This is a genomic window from Acinetobacter sp. SH20PTE14 (assembly GCF_021391555.1).
Taxonomy (GTDB): domain Bacteria; phylum Pseudomonadota; class Gammaproteobacteria; order Pseudomonadales; family Moraxellaceae; genus Acinetobacter; species Acinetobacter amyesii.
This window is the reverse complement of sequence record NZ_CP090067.1, coordinates 1198049-1214833: the sequence shown is the minus strand read 5'-3', so window position 1 is coordinate 1214833 and position 16785 is coordinate 1198049. Positions and strand designations below refer to the sequence as shown.

Genomic DNA, 16785 nt, shown 5'->3' with positions numbered 1-16785 from the left:
TAATTAAAATTTCATTACATTTTTAGTTAGCTCAATATGCAACTTTACATAAAAACAGAGCCTAAAATGACCAGTAAAGCCATTGCGACATTTAATCCAGACTTGCCTGTGCATATGACTTTTGAAGAACATGACTGGCACTTACTTACGAAATATTGGTATCCGATTGCACTCACTCGAGACATTACAGAACAGCCTTATGGCACCATGCTTTTAGATATGCCGCTCGTCATTTATAAAATGGGAGATGAACTGATTGTAGCTAAAGATGCCTGCCCACACCGCTGCGTACCCCTAAGTTTAGGCAAGAATGATGGTCAAGGCGTGGTCTGCCGATATCATGGCTTACGCTTTGATGAACATGGTCATTGCAACCGTATTCCTGCATATCCAGAACAGAAAATTTCACCGCGCTTTAATTTACGCACCTATGCAGCGGTAGAGCGCTATGGTTTGATCTAGTGCAATCTGACGGCTCATTCTGAAGCTGAACCCAATATACCTAGCATGCCCAATTGGGAAGATGCAGATTTTCAACAATTGGTTTGTCCAACGGTAGATTTTCAATGTTTTGCAGGCCGGCAGCTTGAAGGTTTTATTGATGTTGCGCATTTTGCATGGGTACATCCCGATACGTTTGGCGATCCTGCAAATGTAGAAGTACCTGACTACACGACCATCGAAACAGAAACTGGCTTTAATGCAGACTATTGAAGCAGTGTTGGGCGCTATCCAATTGGTTTAGAACAGCGCGGACAAGAGGGTTTCCAATGGCTGCGGCATTTTGAGATTCATCTGCCTTTTACTGCAACCTTAACGATTCATTTTCCAAACGCCAGCAAGCAAGTGATTATGAATGCGGCATCCCCCATGACTGCTCGTTCTACCCGACTATTTGCGCCTATCTGCCGTAATTATGACAAAGACCTGCCTGTAGAAGATGCTTACGACTTTAACCTGAAAATATTTGAGGAAGACCGTCTCGTGTCGGAATCGCAAAAGCCTGAATATTTGCCTTTAGATTTAAGCATCGAAGCGCATTTTCCAGCGGACCGCAGTTCCAGCATGTACCGCAAATTATTGCGTAAAAAAGGTTTTAGTCCATTATTTGCGGCATAACATCAATATCGTATTGCATTCACCTCACCCTAACCCTCTCCTACAAGGAGAGGGAAACTCCTTTACAAGCCTTATATTGGTTATAAATATTGTGGTATCTCATTCATCAAATGATAAACATCAATGACTATCGCGACTGGCGACAGGGATGTCGCTGTAAGGTAAAGGTCACATGGATGTACCTTTTGCCTGAGAAGGATTTTAGTTACTTTGATCCCTCAAAGTAACAATCTGCCTACGCAGTAAACTATCATCTCCCAATGAAAAATTGCGGCCATGTAAAAATTAAGCGCCTTTTCATTTAAAACAAAAAAAAGGAGCTCTTACGAGCCCCTTCACCTACAGCTACAAAATGACAATTAGTCAATTGCAGGTGTATATGTACCGTCAGCGATTGGGCCTTTGATACGATCCGCTTCTGCAAGCACCAGAGCAAGCAAGTTCTTCACGTTGTCTAAAGTCGCTACTGGGCTTAAGGTCGTCATTTTCAAAGATTGAACCTGACCTACTTTAGTAACACCAATATTCGCTTCACCACGTGCAAACAATTCGTCTGCTACGTTTTGGTTCAATGTATCTAACAATTCTGCTGGGTAACCTTCAGGGATTACACGGAACAATACAGATGCAAATTGAGGATCAACCAACATTTCTAGACCATCAGTTGCATCAATATATGCTGCAACATCACGGGTTAAAGCAACACCGTGATCGATCATTGAACCATAAAGCTCTTCACCTAGTGCTTCAACAGTCATCCACAATTTCAACGCGTCAAAACGGCGAGTTGTTTGTAATGACTTAGATACTAGGTTAGGTACGCCATGCTCTTCATCATAAGCAGAGTTTAAGTACTCAGCTTCATAATGCATGAAACGATAGTTCGCTTCATCTTTAAGCAAGAATGCGCCACATGAAATCGTTTGGAAGTAATGCTTATGGAAATCAAGCGTTACCGAGTCAGAAAGCTCAATGCCATCCAACATATCACGGTAATCATTTGATAAAATTAACGCACCGCCCCATGCTGCGTCGATATGCATCCACGCGCCATATTTATTGGTGATTGCACGAACTTCTTTCAATGGGTCAATTGCGCCTGCATCGGTTGTACCCGCAGTTGCAACTACACATGCTACGATTTTACCTTCAGCTTGAAGGTGCGCCATGGTTTTCTCAAGTGCGTCCATGTCCATGCGTGCGTTAGCATCTACAGGAACAGTCACGACAGATTGGAAGCCCATACCCATCATGGCCATGTTCTTTTGCACAGAGAAGTGTGCATTTTCAGAACAAATCACTTTGACATTACGCATTGCTTCCGCAGGTACGCCATCGCGCTGTACAGACCACGGGTTACCGTTTTCGTCTTTCCAGTTTTTAGCAATACATGCATCACGTGCAAGCAAAACGCCCATCAAGTTTGACTGCGTACCGCCAGAGGTGAATACACCTGCTTGACCTGCACCATAGCCAACTTTTTGGCGAAGCCAGTCAATTAACTGAACTTCCATCAATGAACCTGCAGGGCTTTGATCCCATGAGTCCATTGATTGGTTCGTTGCATTGATGAGCACTTCCGCGATTTGGCTTGTCACCATTGTCGGGCAATGCAAATGCGCTAAAGAATGTGGGTGATGTACTTTTAAGCTTTTATTTAAGAAAAGATCAACCATGCGGTCTAGTGATTTTTGAACGCCCATACCTTCTTTTGAAGGGTTGAACGCAATTGCACTACGAAGCTCTTTAATGCTACCGCCTGTGTACATTTTGTCATTTTGCAACCATGCAGATACAGCTTTTACAGCTGAATCCATTGCCGACTGATAGTCAGCAATAGATTGTGCATCATTGCAGAATAACGCTTTACGATGTTCTGCAAAATCTACCATGTCTTACGCGCCTCGAGTTGCAACTAGTGCTTCAGCAAGAGCTTTCTTGAAGCGAACAATCACTTCTTCACATTCAGCTTGGTTGATGATCAATGGGCAAAGTAAACGAATTACAGTACCGTTACGACCACCTTTTTCTAACAACAATTTGTTGTTGAAACATGCTGCTTGAATTGCTGCTGCCAATTGAGAATCACCTGGTAAAGACCCCATGTGATCTGCTTTTTGACGTTCATCAACAATTTCAACACCAATCATCAAACCACGGCCACGTACGTTGCCGATACATGGGAATTCTACCGCTAATTTTTTAATTTCAGCTTGTAAGAAGTCGCCACGCTCTTGTGCGTTTTGAGCCAAGTTTTGTTCTTTGATGGTTTTGATTGTTGCAAGACCAGTACCCATAGCAAGTTGGTTTCCACGGAATGTACCCGTGTGACCTGCTGGTTGCCATGCGTCAAACTTACGTTTAATACCCAATACTGCAAGTGGTAAGCTACCACCAACTGCTTTAGACATTACAACGACGTCTGGCTCAATACCTGCATGTTCAAAGGCAAACATTTTACCTGAACGTGCAAAGCCCGCTTGTACTTCATCAAGAATCAACACGATGTTGTGCTTTTCAGTCACTTCTCGGATTTTCTTTAACCATTTTACAGGTGCAGTCACCACACCGCCTTCACCTTGGATTGCTTCCAAGATTACAGCTGCAGGTTTTGTTACACCGCTTTCTACGTCTTCAATGAAGTTTTCGAAATAATACGTTAATGCGTCTACACCCGCTTCACCACCAATGCCTAATGGGCAACGGTATTCATGCGGATACGGCATAAATTGAACACCCGGCATTAAGCCGTTCACAGCATTTTTAGCAGACAAGTTACCTGTCATTGCTAAAGAACCGTGAGTCATACCATGGTAACCACCTGAGAAGCTGATTACTGAACTACGACCAGTGTAAGTTTTTGCTAATTTAATTGCTGCTTCTGTACCATCTGCACCAGACGGGCCACAGAACTGTAGACAATACTCTTCTTTACCACCAGGTAATTGCTCAAGTAATGCTTCAGTAAAAGCATCTTTTAAAGGCGTTGTTAAATCCAAAGTATGCAATGGGAGGCCACTTGCAAGTGTATCTTGGATACTTTGAATTACCGCAGGATGATTATGGCCTAATGCCAATGTTCCTGCCCCAGCTAAACAATCGAGGTACTCTGTACCTTCAACATCGGTAACCCAACAACCTAAAGCTTTTGCTATCGCAAGTGGAAGTTTACGCGGATAGCTACGAACATTGGATTCCATCTGGCTTTGGCGAGTCAAATAGTATTCGTTAGTAGAATTAGTGGCAGGGTTTACAGAAGAAACGCTCATATCGAATTACCATCTCTGATATGGGTTGAAAGAAATAAGTCGGGTGACTTGCGGTCCTTTGACTCGGTGCTTTATGAGTTTCTAGTTAGTTTTAAGAGCTCTTTGTGTAATGGCTAACTAGACGGCGGATGATACAGACTTTTTCAATAAAATAAATCACTTTTATGATCAAATAAAAAGATAATTTAGAGAAAAAACAGATCTATGCCATGGATAACCTGAATTATCATCTTACAGTGTGACAAAACAAAGAAAACCTTTTTATTTTATGCTTTTTTACAATTTATGAATGATTATTGTAATCTTCAAACATTTACGCAATTAAGTATTGATTATTTGAAGCAATATTCATCAAGCACTGCATTTATTTTTCTTGAAAGATTTACAATCCCACCACAGATTTTCCTTTAATCCATCACAATCCCCTTTTAAGATAAGAGCATAAGCTAAATTAGTCATTCTGAAAGAAGAATAGGTCATAACAATGCGTAAAATTATCTTATCTACTGTTTTATTAGCATCCGGTCTAGGTTTGGCAGCAGCAACTCAAGCAGCCGACCCACTCAATTACAACATCGTGAACATTCAGGCGGATGCCACTCGCCAAGTGTCGAACGACCAAATGCATGCCGTTTTATATATTGAAAAGTCAAATAAACAACCGGCTGAACTTGCTACCCAAATCAACCAATTGATGACCCAAGCGGTGAACACAGCCCGTAAATACCCTGCGGTAAAAATCGAAACGGGATCTCAAAGCACCTACCCGATTTATGACAATGACAGTCGTAAATTGAAAGAATGGCGTGGTCGTGCCGAAGTGCGTTTAGAAAGTACAGACTTTAAAGCAGCTAGCCAATTGGTGAGCGAGTTACAACAAAATTTCCAAACTCAATCCATCAGCTTTAGTGTGTCAGATGCACAGCGTAAAAAAGTTGAAAATGAACTGATGGTTGAAGTATCCAAAAACTTTCAACAACGTGCCCAAGCGCTCGCTCAGGCATGGAATAAATCAGGCTATAACTTAGTTAATATCAATTTAAATACCAGCAATTATGGTGGTCAGCCAGTTCCGCGTATGGCGATGATGAAAGCTGCAAGTGCCGATGTTATTCCTGAACAAGAAATGGCAGGTGGTGAATCTAAAATCACGGTCAGTGCAAATGGCTCTATCCAGTTCAAATAATTAAATTCATTTTAAGAAACCGTGCTTTAGCGCGGTTTTTTGACTATAAATTACACCTATTCTTTATTTAAATTAAAAAGTCTATTAGCTTAATCATATTCATAGATTTAAATGATAATCATCCTTATTTAAATTTATTACACTCAAGATTATGATACGCGCACTCTCTCCATTGCTCACACTTTTATGTATAGTTCAAGCAAAAAATCTCCAAAGCTTCAAAATTTCCCGTTATTACCGCTGAGTATTGCGGTAGGTATAAGCATGGTTGCCACTTTGGCTTCAGCTGCTGAAAATACAGAGATAGCGCAAGCAAATGTTTTGCCAACCATCACCATTGAAACTCAAGGGAACTGGCTGGAAAACGCCAATGAAAAAAAGGTGCAAAAGCATGCCGGTGCGCGGACCATCATTGACCGTAAACGCTTAAACGAAAGCGCAGCAACATCTCTTAAAGATGCGTTACGCCAAGTTCCCGGCGTTCAGGTTCAAGAAAATAATGGTACTGGCGGTAGCGATGTTTCATTAAATATTGGCGTTCGAGGATTAACCTCTCGCCTCTCTCCACGTTCAACCGTGTTGATCGATGGCATCCCAATGTCATTTGCACCGTATGGCCAACCACAGCTTTCGATGGCGCCTGTCTCTTTAGGAAATATAGAATCTGTTGATGTAGTCCGTGGTGCAGGTTCTGTCCGTTTTGGACCACAAAATGTCGGCGGTATTATCAACTTTGCCACACGTAGCATTCCTGAAGACTTTAAAGGTACAGTGGCATTAAACTCTGAATATGCAACAGGTACAGATCAGGTAAAATTAAGTCCTAGTCTGTTTGTTGGTGGAACATTAGATAATGGTTTAGGTCTTGCCTTGCTTTATTCAGGCACTAAAGGCAACGGTTATCGTGAAGCGAACAATAAAAATGACATTGATGATGTCATGTTAAAAACCGCTTATGACATCACTGATCAGGATAAAATCGCATTAAATTTCCATCACTACGATGGTACAGGTGAAATGCCTGAAGGTTTAAGTGCTGCTGAATTCGAAGCAAATCCATATCAAACGTCGCATTATCGTGACTTTTTCACTGGCCGTCGTTCAGATGTATCTTTACGTTATACACATAAAGATGACACGAATAACTTTGAACTTTTAAGTTATTACATCGATTCATTCCGTACCAGCAACCTTGAATCTACTTTAGCCAATGGCAATCATCGCTTAGATACTTCACCACGTGATTATAAAGTCTTTGCCATTGAGCCACGTTATTCACGTAACTATAGCTTAGGAAGTACGCTGAATGAAGTGACCGTCGGTTACCGTTATATGGACGAAGAGAGCACCGAGTTCGCAGGCCGTACTGAATACGCAGCAGATGCAGAACCCGGTCAGTTTATAGCACGTACCCGCAGTGCGGGTGGCACCAAAGCACACGCTGCTTATATCGATAACCGTATAGAATTGGGTAAATGGAATATTACACCCGGCGTTCGTTTTGAATCGATTGACACCCAAAACAGTTTTAGTGCCTATAAAAATGGCGTATTACAAAATACTGTTCATCCATCGATCCAATCAGATGAATTTTTGTCAAGTTTAGCTATCCTGTATAAAGCAACAGACCATTGGAATTTCTTTGCCAATGCCGGTGTCTCTTTTGGTCCACAGCAATATAACCAGTTAGCAACAACGCAAGGTACTACAGCGGTCACCACCTTAGATGGCTTACATCCTGAAAAGTCTAATAACTATGAAATTGGTACCAAATATTTAGGCAATGGTTTGAGCGCTGAATTGACTGCGTTTTATCTAGATTTTGACAAAGAACTGATTTTAGAACGTGATGCTGCAAACAATGGCATTTGGACTGACCTCGGTGCTACAAGTCATAAAGGGATCGAAACCGGTTTTAGCTATGACTTTGGACATTTAGCTAACAATCTCGAAGGCTTAAAAGCCTATGGTAATTACACCTATACCAAAGCAGTTGCTGAAGCAGGTAACTTTAAAGGTAAAGATTTGCCCTTCTATTCACAAAATGTCGCAAACTTTGGCTTAGGCTATAAATACGATGCTTGGTCAATCAATGCCGACATGTATGCTCAATCTAAACAACGTGCCCCAGGTAACCAAGATTCAGGGATCTACCAAACTGAAGAAACGGCAAATGGTAAACTGGGCGATATTCCAGGCTATTCAACTTTTGCTGTGCGTACCGGCTATGACTTTGGCGGTTCGCTACAAGGGGTTAAAGTTGCTGCTGGTATTAAGAATGTCTTTGATAAACAGTATTTCACCCGTTCATCAGATGCAACAGGTGGTAAATATATAGGTCAACCACGTAGCTTCTTCTTACAAACTTCATTCGACTTTTAAACTGGTCTAAATATCAAAATCCCACCGCGTGTGGGATTTTTATTGAACAACACATATGGACATCCACATATTCATATGTGAAGATATATGCAAATCCATATATACAGATAAACATGGAACAGACTGAATTTTTCAAATTACTTGCAGATGAGACTCGTCTGAACATCATCATGCTGTTGGCATGTAAAGGTGAACTCTGCGTCTGCGAACTCACTGAGTATCTTGAATTAAGCCAACCCAAAATTTCACGTCATTTGGCTTTACTGCGTTCATCAGGTGTGCTGAGTGATCAGCGTAAAGGTCAATGGGTTTATTACTCCATTCACCCTGTACTGCCTACTTGGTGTACACAAATACTTGATGTCATGCGTCACCAAGAACGATTTAAAGACCTCGATTTGAATTCCCCAAAAAACACGACAACATTGTGTGACACCCTATGAATTTTTTATTTCTATGTACTGGCAATAGCTGCCGCAGCATTTTATCCGAAGTTCTTTTTAACCAGCGTGCCCCTGAAGGTTTCCGTGCCTATAGCGCAGGCAGTAAACCTTCAGGACAAGTCCACCCGTTTACCTTGAAAACCCTACAAAACCTCAATCTACCGACTGAGGGTTTGTCGAGTAAATCCATCGCAGCATGTGAACAATACCAACCCGATGTGGTAATTACCGTCTGTGGTTCTGCCGCTCAAGAAGCTTGCCCAATTTACTTAGGCTCTGCCATCAAAGCCCACTGGGGCTTAGAAGATCCTTCCCATTTAGAGCTTGCAGATGACGTAAAACTTGCAGCTTTTCTTGATACCGTGGCGCATATTAACCGCCGTTTAGATGCTTTATTTGCACTCGATTTTAAGCAATTAAGTCGTGAAGAGCTTAACCAAGAAATCCAAAAAATTTCAGAGATCCAATAATGGCTGCTGCAAAACTGTCATTTCTAGACCGCAATCTAACGCTATGGATTTTTATAGCAATGGGGCTAGGCATTGCGATTGGCGTGTATGTTCCAAGTGCTTCAAGGGCTTTAAATCAACTCAATATTGGTGATGTCAATATTGCGATTGCCATTGGTTTAATCCTGATGATGTATCCACCTTTGGCGAAAGTGGATTACAAAGCGCTGCCTGAAGTGTTTAAAGACAAACGCACCCTATACCTTTCACTGCTTCAAAATTGGTTAATCGCGCCTTGCCTGATGTTTATTTTGGCGATCGTGTTTTTACAACACTACCCTGAATACATGACCGGTTTGATTCTGATTGGTTTAGCACGTTGCATTGCAATGGTTCTGGTTTGGAATGATCTCGCTTGTGGGGATAACCAATACGTTGCCGCTTTAGTGGCATTTAACAGTATTTTCCAAATTGCATTTTTTAGTACCTACGCATGGTTCTTTTTGAGTTTTTTACCGCCTTATTTTGGTATAGAAGCACAAGTGATCCAAGTCAGCTTTTGGACCATCACACATGCAGTATTAGTGTATCTAGGTATTCCCTTCCTGCTCGGTTTCCTAACGCGTGCCATATTGGTAAAACACAAAGGTCTGGATTGGTATAAAAATCAATTTATACCCAAAATCAGCCCCATCAGTTTAATCGCTTTACTCTTTACCATTGTGGTGATGTTTAGCCTCAAAGGTGCAGATGTCTTGAGCCTTCCAATGGATGTACTGCGTATTGCCATTCCCCTCACAATCTACTTTGTGGTGATGTTTTTCATTAGCTTTTTGATGAGCAAATGGATGGGCAATAACTACGCCAAAACCACTGCGATATCCTTTACAGCAGCAGGTAATAATTTTGAACTTGCCCTCGCTGTTGCCATCGCCACCTTTGGCATTGCATCTCCGATTGCATTTACCACGATTATTGGCCCATTGGTTGAAGTGCCTGTGCTTATTGCATTAGTGAGTGTATCGCTATGGTTAAAACGCAAATGGTATAAAGAGAACTAAAATGAAGCTCCCCAATATTCAACTAGATCTACTTGAAACACCGTGTTTTGAGCAAGTTCAAGCCAAAGCACTTGAACATCCGCCACGCATTCTGCTGCTATATGGCTCTAACCGTGAACGCTCATTTAGCCGTTTAACGGTATTGGAGGCGGGTCGAATCCTTGAACATTTTGGTGCAGAAGTCAAAATCTTTCATCCTAAAGGTCTTCCTCTGCCTGAAGATGCTGAAACATCACATCCCAAAGTTCAGGAATTACATGAATTGCTTACATGGTCAGAAGGCATGGTTTGGTGTTCGCCAGAACGACATGGTGCGATGAGCTCTATATTGAAAGCACAAATTGATTGGATTCCTTTAGCTGCAGGTGCCATTCGTGCTACTCAAGGTAAAACGCTGGCGTTAATGCAAGTCAGTGGTGGTTCGCAATCTTTTAATGCTGTTAACCAAATGCGCATCCTTGGGCGTTGGATGCGGATGATCACGATTCCAAATCAATCTTCCGTTGCAAAAGCATTTTTAGAGTTTGATGAAAATGATCGCATGAAACCTTCCTCCTATTACATTCGCATTGTCGATGTGATGGAGGAATTATACAAATTTACCCTACTCACACGTGGTCAATCTGCCTACCTCACAGATCGCTATTCTGAACGAGTTGAAAGTGCGGAAGAACTCTCTAAACGAGTTAATCAAAAGAACCTTTAATGAAAAACTCCTGCATCTGTGCAGGAGTTTTGGTCTAAAATATCCATCCGTTTCAACTTAAACTAATAATTTAAAAATAATGTCGTTGAATCTATTGTACCTGTATGGCTCAATGCAAATTGCGGAATGATCCCAGCTTTTATAAAGTTAAATTTTTCATATAGCTTTTCAGAGACATCGCCTGTACGCGTATCAAGTACAAGTAATTTCAAGTTCAAGTGTTTTGCTTTATCTTCTGCAAGTGTGAATAGTTGGTGAGCAATGCCTTGCTAACGTACCTTTGGATGCACCATAAGTTTTTCAATCTCAGCACGATGCAGTGCATTGGCTTTGGTGGCACGAACCAATTGTACTGTGCCCACAATTTCACCGCTTTGTAGCGCTGCCCACAAAAAGGTTTTATGCTTTTGAATATCCTTTGTCACAGCAGACAAATATTCATCATAGTGCGACTTAGATTCTTCTGCCAAAAAACCCAGTGATGCACCATCTTGCACACATTGTGCCAATAATTCGCACAGTTGAGCCTGCTCATCTTTTAGATCTTGAAGGTTTAAATATTGAATTTCGCTCATATTCTTCTCGTCTTATTACTATTTTTATCGTTATATTCAAATGACATGCCATAAAAAATCCCGCTCGGAAGCGGGATTTTGATCTTTCAATTTAGTAAATTGACATATGATTGCGATGGATCATTTCAAGTGATCGGGCTTCCCCTAAAACTTGATGAACTTTATCTGAGGCCAAACCTTTAACGATTTCTGCCGAACGTGAACTGAAGTTTACACGACCTACGGCAACACGATGACCTTGTGTATCGACACATTCCACCACATCACCACGTTCAAAATGCCCTTCAACCGCTTTCACGCCTACAGGTAATAAACTGCGGTGATTATCACGAATGGCTTTGACTGCGCCATCATCAATCACTAAACGACCAGCTGTTTGTAAATGTGCAGCTAACCATTGTTGATGGGCTGTGACACGGTCATTATCCGTAATGAATAAGGTACCGAGTAATTCACCGGCCATCACACGTGAAAGTACATTGTCGCTATCGCCGCTCGCAATGACTGTTGGACAACCTGACTTGGCTGCCAAACGTGCCGCACGAACTTTGGTCAACATACCGCCACGACCGAATTTACCGCCGCCGCCAGCCATATCGAATAATGATTCATCCATTGCACGTACTGTATGGAACAGTTTTGCATCTGGATTCGAACGAGGGTCAGAGTCGAACATACCTTCTTGGTCAGTTAGAATCACCAAGAGGTCTGCATGAACCTGTCCAGCCACCATCGCAGCTAAAGTATCGTTATCACCAAAGCGAATTTCATCTGTGGAAACAGTGTCATTCTCATTGATGACTGGAATCACACGCCAATCAATCAAATGCTGCAAGGCATCACAAGAGTTCAAATAGCGACGACGGTCTGCCAAGTCATCATGCGTTAACAAAACTTGTGCTGTGCGAATCGAACGTTGTTCTAATACGCTAGACCAAGTATGAATTAAGCCCATCTGACCAATGGCAGCACAAGCCTGTAGACTGGGTAGATCTGTGGGTCGGCTGTCCAGATTCATTCGAACCATCCCTTCAGCCACAGCACCGGAAGACACAAGAATGATCTCGTGCCCTGCATTGTGTAGTTCTGCAATTTGTCCCGCCCAATGCGAGATTGCATCCAGATCTAACCCTTTTCCGTTTGCTGTGAGTAGTGATGATCCGATTTTAACAACGATACGTTTACAACCCTTGAGCTGACGTTGCCCATCTACCACTTCTATCATCTTGTCCTCAGACTTGTTTGCTTTGACACTTATTCAGCAATTAACGTACGTAGTACGATTCTGCCTCATCATCACCGTCTTCAAATTCATCATCAAAGTCTTCACCTTGACCTGCCAGACGTTGTTGACGACGCATTTCACGATATGCTTCTTTCGCAGCAAGCGTTTGCTCACGTGTTTCAGCTTCAAGCTGATCACGGAACGCTTTAACTTCTGCTGCATATTCAGGATCTTCAGTTTCGCGTTCGCGCTGTTCTTCAATTTGATCCATCAGGTAGTACACAACATCTTTAGTACCTTCAAACGTTAAACCTGAAGTTTTGAATACAGGGCCTTTCCACTGCAACTCTTCGAGAATGTGATCACACCATTCATCACGCGTTTCAGTCGCCAATTGGTCTACTTTATTGAGTACCAATACAACAGGTAATTTTGAAAGTGTTGGGGAGAATTTTTTCAACTCTTCCAAAATTGCTTTTGCATTATACGCAGGGTCAGAACCATCAATCGGTTGAACATCTACGATGTGCAATAAAATACGTGTACGCGCCAAGTGTTTCAGGAATCGAATACCTAGACCTGCACCTTCTGCAGCCCCTTCGATTAGACCCGGAATATCCGCCATTACAAATGAACGGTGACTATCGGCATCAACCACACCTAGGTTTGGCACCATAGTGGTAAATGGATAATCTGCAACTTTTGGTTTTGCTGCTGAAACTGCACGGATAAAGGTTGATTTACCCGCATTTGGCATACCCAACAAACCAACGTCTGCGAGTACTTTTAATTCAAGACGAATTTCACGATATTCGCCTTTTGAGCCGTGTGTACATTTACGTGGAGAACGGTTGGTTGAAGATTTGAAGTGAGTATTACCCAAACCACCTTCACCACCTGCTGCCACTAACACACGCTGACCGTCAGCCACTAAGTCGCCGATGATATCGCCAGATTCTGTATCTACAATTGTTGTGCCCACTGGAACGAGCAATACGGTATCTTCACCGCCACGGCCTGAGCAGTTCGCTCCACGACCATTTTTAGCACGTTCTGCACGGAATTTACGTGTATAACGATAATCTACTAGGGTACTTGTGTCGTTGTCGGCTTGAACGTATACGTTACCGCCACGACCACCATCACCACCATCTGGACCACCAAATGGTACGAATTTTTCACGGCGAAAACTGGCTACGCCATTGCCACCGTCGCCAGCCTCTACGGTAATGACTGCTTCATCAACAAAGCGCATGTTTGCCAATCCTCTAAAAACTTTAAAACCGCTTATTCTGCCATATTTTAAAGAATTTCTCGAACAATATTATTCAGCAATACTATAAATTTCATTCATCTTGGTGCTGATGCAAATTTTTAGGAAAATCCGCACCTCGCTTGAAAATCTTTAGCTCATCATCAAAATACCTTTAATAAATGGCAAACGAATTTCACTCCCCATTTCTGAAAGCTATTTACGTGCATTTTCCTTGGCTTCAATAATTTCAGGCAAGGTTCGTTCAACCCAACCAATCAGATGCATTAACTTTTCTGCAGCCTGCGAGCCCATTAAAGTCAGTTGATATTCAACTTTGGGTGGCACGACTGGATAGACTGTCCTTAAGATAAAACCATCTTGCTCGAGCATTTTCAGCGTTTGAGCCAGCATCTTTTCGCTTACCCCTTCGATCCGCTGCTTAAGTTCACTAAAACGGTGTACCCCTTCAGTCAAACAACGTAAAACTAATACTGACCATTTATTGGTGAGATGTTCCAATATTTCTCGAGATGGACAATCTGTGGATAAAACTTGACCTAATAATTTACTTGTAGCGTATGTGTTCATTAAATCTTTCCTCAAAGTCACTAACTTACTTTTTGGTACGTACTTACATTTAGTAAGTTAACAGATTAAGATTTAACCATCAAGATTATTTATTCAACAATCAGAGGGTTTAAATATGAAAATCGCAATTACAGGTGCAACAGGTCAACTAGGCCAATTGGTCCTTCAATTTTTATTGAAAGAAACCGCGGCCGAAAACATCATCACTTTAGTTCGCTCACCAGAAAAAGCAGCATCTCTACAAGCTCAAGGCATCGAACTTCGTCATTTTGACTATGATCAACCAGATACACTGGTTCCTGCACTACAAGGTGTCGATAAATTATTACTCATTTCTGCCAATGAAATTGGTCGGCGTACTCCACAACACAAAGCCGTAATTGATGCTGCAGTAGAAGCGAAAGTTCCATATCTTGCTTATACCAGCCTGTTACGTGCAGATACGTCACCCTTGGGTTTATCTCAAGAACATCGTGAAACAGAAAGTCTGATTCAAGCTAGTGGTTTAACCTATACCTTCTTACGAAATAACTGGTATGTCGAAAACTATCTTGCCGCTGTAGGGCATGTGGTGGAAACAGGTACCTTATTTGGTGCAGCAAAGGATGGAAAAATTAATGCAGCGACACGTGCTGACTATGCTGAAGCTGCTGCAAAAGTACTTACAAGCTCTGGTCATGAAAATAAAACCTATGAACTTGCAAGCTCAGACAGTTTCACATTGGCACAGCTTGCTGAAACCCTACAGCAAGTTTCAGGTCAAAATGTTCACTATCAAAATTTAACTGCAGAAGACTACACACAAGGTTTATTACAAGCTGGCTTACCTGCTGGTCTTGTAGATGTGATCGTCGATGCCGATATCAATAGCATTGACGGTGCGATGCAAAGTGATCGCAAGGACTTGGAACAGCTACTCGGTCACCCAACCACTACTCTACACAGTGCTGTTGAAGCTGCTTTAAAATAAGATCAAACCAACAAAAAAGCCCGAATTGATTCGGGCTTTTTTTTGAGTTAAATCTAACTTATGGATGTACATTTTTTATCGGCAAATCCATATTCATATCTAAATTTGCCTTGGTATTACGCTCTGCGTTGTACATCGTGGCATTAAAGGTTGCGATTTTTCGCATGGTCATCGGGTCATTGAGTTTTAGTTGTGGTGCAAAGTGATGTACCACGTGCAAATCAACTTTTTCATTAAACTCAAAATACACAGGACCATTAAAATTAATTCGAATAGGAATGTTATAGGTTCTTTTCAAATGAAAAGGAACATCTAACTTGACAGGAATGTCCATTTTTAAGGGAAATTTCGGCACGAGTTTATTTTTAATCACCAAATCTGTGGTCGCCTCAAGCGGCATCGTCTGGTTAATTTGAATATTGGTGGAATAATCAATATCCACTGAGATCGGAACCTCTACACTAAACTGCAAATCTGCCAGATATTTCCCCTTTAAGGGTAGTTGCAGCTTCCGATCTAAAGCAATCTGCGTATCCAGAGTCCCAATAGACTGCGTTTGCAAATAATTACCAACGGAAATTTTGGTGGGTAGTGAATGCGACAATTGAATATCAGCATTTTTTGCACGTACTTGCATCGACGCATAAATATTTAAATACAACCAAAATAGTACCGCAACCAATAACGCAACTGCGATAAAACTCAAAATGATGCGCTTCGCCGATTGAAATATCCACATGGCTTACTCCTGAGCTTTCGCTTCAGTTTTGGCATGCTCTCTGTTGAGTCGCATTGTTTTTAATGGAATTACCAATTCACCCTTTTTAATTTGAACCGGCAACGTATTTTGCACATCCACTGTCGCTTTTAATGCTGTTTTAATTGGAACATTTAAATTACCTTCAATAGGAATATTGGTTTTTAAATTTGCATTCAGTGGAATATGTAGGTTTTCTTTCAGCACGGTTTTGACTGGCGCATCAAATTTTAAATGTACTTTTTGCTCCAAAGGCACATTCATATTTACTGGAATATCCAATTGTATCGGGATATCACCTTTGAGTGGCAAAGTCACATCCTGCCCCATGACTTTAACTTTCACTTTGGTATTCACAGGAAGGTTTTGATTCACTTTCAAAATTTCACGCACTGGAATCGTGGTCTTAATCGGGACTTGATTATCAAAATACACCCGTGGCGTCAGCGTTTGAGTTAAGGGAATATTTAAATTTTCATGTATCGGAATTTCAGCATTCACCCTCCCTGTCACGTCCACATCCAAGGCATCATGAATTTTGACTTCGGCTTGTAACGGCTCTTGCAGGTCAATATTGACGTTCTGATTTTCTAGCGGGATATAAATATTAAAGTGCTTAAACACCCAAATGGCGATAAGTACACCACAGAGCGCAGCAAACACAATAAATGCCAATCCACTGAGCATGTGCTTTGCTTGCAAACTAAATTCCTTTTGCTTTTTATTTTTTACAGTCTCATTTTGAACACATTATACAAACCAGTTTGCAATTTTTTGTATTTAATTCTTTAATAATTTCA

At 41.5% G+C, this 16785-nt stretch carries 16 protein-coding genes and 1 pseudogene; 8 read left to right on the top strand and 9 right to left on the bottom strand.

Annotation, left to right across the window (positions count from 1 at the left end; translation table 11 throughout):
• The first annotated feature begins 66 nt into the window (after positions 1–66).
• Positions 67–1119 (top strand): annotated as a pseudogene (locus LXF01_RS05965) (Rieske 2Fe-2S domain-containing protein).
• Positions 1120–1478: 359 nt separating this feature from the next.
• On the opposite strand, the gene LXF01_RS05960 reads toward LXF01_RS05965, so the two are convergent.
• Both LXF01_RS05960 and LXF01_RS05955 read right to left on the bottom strand, forming a co-directional pair.
• Positions 1479–3011 (bottom strand): pyridoxal phosphate-dependent decarboxylase family protein, encoded by a 1533-nt coding sequence (locus tag LXF01_RS05960; RefSeq protein ID WP_233945185.1) that lies wholly within the window; start codon positions 3009–3011, stop codon positions 1479–1481.
• Positions 3012–3014: 3 nt separating this feature from the next.
• Positions 3015–4388 (bottom strand): diaminobutyrate--2-oxoglutarate transaminase, encoded by a 1374-nt coding sequence (locus tag LXF01_RS05955; protein WP_078190193.1) that lies wholly within the window; start codon positions 4386–4388, stop codon positions 3015–3017.
• Positions 4389–4872: 484 nt separating this feature from the next.
• Between LXF01_RS05955 and LXF01_RS05950 the strand changes: the two genes are divergently transcribed.
• From LXF01_RS05950 to arsH, 6 genes are all read left to right on the top strand, one after another.
• Positions 4873–5574, top strand: coding sequence for an SIMPL domain-containing protein (locus LXF01_RS05950; RefSeq protein ID WP_233945184.1), 702 nt, complete (start codon positions 4873–4875; stop codon positions 5572–5574).
• A 264-nt stretch (positions 5575–5838) separates the two neighbouring features.
• Positions 5839–7956 (top strand): TonB-dependent receptor family protein, encoded by a 2118-nt coding sequence (locus LXF01_RS05945; protein ID WP_442781353.1) that lies wholly within the window; start codon positions 5839–5841, stop codon positions 7954–7956.
• Between the two features lie 113 nt (positions 7957–8069).
• Entirely contained in the window at positions 8070–8399 is a 330-nt protein-coding gene (locus LXF01_RS05940) for a metalloregulator ArsR/SmtB family transcription factor (protein WP_180147292.1), read from the top strand.
• The gene (locus tag LXF01_RS05935) at positions 8396–8869 is read left to right on the top strand and encodes an arsenate reductase ArsC (RefSeq protein WP_180147295.1); all 474 of its coding nucleotides are present in this window, start codon (positions 8396–8398) and stop codon (positions 8867–8869) included. The genes LXF01_RS05940 and LXF01_RS05935 overlap by 4 nt, the downstream gene beginning before the upstream one ends.
• Positions 8869–9909, top strand: coding sequence for an ACR3 family arsenite efflux transporter (gene arsB, locus LXF01_RS05930; RefSeq protein ID WP_180147298.1), 1041 nt, complete (start codon positions 8869–8871; stop codon positions 9907–9909). The genes LXF01_RS05935 and arsB overlap by 1 nt, the downstream gene beginning before the upstream one ends.
• Before the next feature lies 1 nt (position 9910).
• The gene (gene arsH, locus LXF01_RS05925; protein ID WP_180147301.1) at positions 9911–10615 is read left to right on the top strand and encodes an arsenical resistance protein ArsH; all 705 of its coding nucleotides are present in this window, start codon (positions 9911–9913) and stop codon (positions 10613–10615) included.
• A gap of 62 nt (positions 10616–10677) precedes the next feature.
• Here arsH and LXF01_RS05920 read toward each other — a convergent pair whose 3' ends face one another.
• The 5 genes from LXF01_RS05920 to LXF01_RS05900 all read right to left on the bottom strand — a co-directional run bounded on the left by LXF01_RS05920 (position 10678) and on the right by LXF01_RS05900 (position 14258).
• The gene (locus tag LXF01_RS05920; protein WP_233945182.1) at positions 10678–10833 is read right to left on the bottom strand and encodes a hypothetical protein; all 156 of its coding nucleotides are present in this window, start codon (positions 10831–10833) and stop codon (positions 10678–10680) included.
• A 51-nt stretch (positions 10834–10884) separates the two neighbouring features.
• Entirely contained in the window at positions 10885–11190 is a 306-nt protein-coding gene (locus tag LXF01_RS05915) for a GNAT family N-acetyltransferase (RefSeq protein ID WP_233945181.1), read from the bottom strand.
• A 91-nt stretch (positions 11191–11281) separates the two neighbouring features.
• The gene (proB, locus tag LXF01_RS05910) at positions 11282–12415 is read right to left on the bottom strand and encodes a glutamate 5-kinase (protein ID WP_180004924.1); all 1134 of its coding nucleotides are present in this window, start codon (positions 12413–12415) and stop codon (positions 11282–11284) included.
• Positions 12416–12455: 40 nt separating this feature from the next.
• Entirely contained in the window at positions 12456–13670 is a 1215-nt protein-coding gene (gene cgtA / locus LXF01_RS05905) for an Obg family GTPase CgtA (RefSeq protein WP_233945180.1), read from the bottom strand.
• 213 nt (positions 13671–13883) lie between these two features.
• Complete coding sequence (locus LXF01_RS05900) at positions 13884–14258, bottom strand: winged helix-turn-helix transcriptional regulator (RefSeq protein ID WP_078191873.1); 375 nt, start codon at positions 14256–14258, stop codon at positions 13884–13886.
• Between the two features lie 115 nt (positions 14259–14373).
• Here LXF01_RS05900 and LXF01_RS05895 point away from each other — a divergent pair, with 115 nt between their 5' ends.
• Entirely contained in the window at positions 14374–15228 is an 855-nt protein-coding gene (locus LXF01_RS05895; RefSeq protein ID WP_233945179.1) for an SDR family oxidoreductase, read from the top strand.
• A gap of 58 nt (positions 15229–15286) precedes the next feature.
• Here LXF01_RS05895 and LXF01_RS05890 read toward each other — a convergent pair whose 3' ends face one another.
• Both LXF01_RS05890 and LXF01_RS05885 read right to left on the bottom strand, forming a co-directional pair.
• Positions 15287–15967, bottom strand: coding sequence for a hypothetical protein (locus LXF01_RS05890; RefSeq protein ID WP_233945178.1), 681 nt, complete (start codon positions 15965–15967; stop codon positions 15287–15289).
• Between the two features lie 3 nt (positions 15968–15970).
• Positions 15971–16672: an MFS transporter gene (locus LXF01_RS05885; protein WP_233945432.1), complete on the bottom strand. Its 702-nt coding sequence runs from the start codon at positions 16670–16672 to the stop codon at positions 15971–15973.
• Positions 16673–16785: the final 113 nt, after the last annotated feature.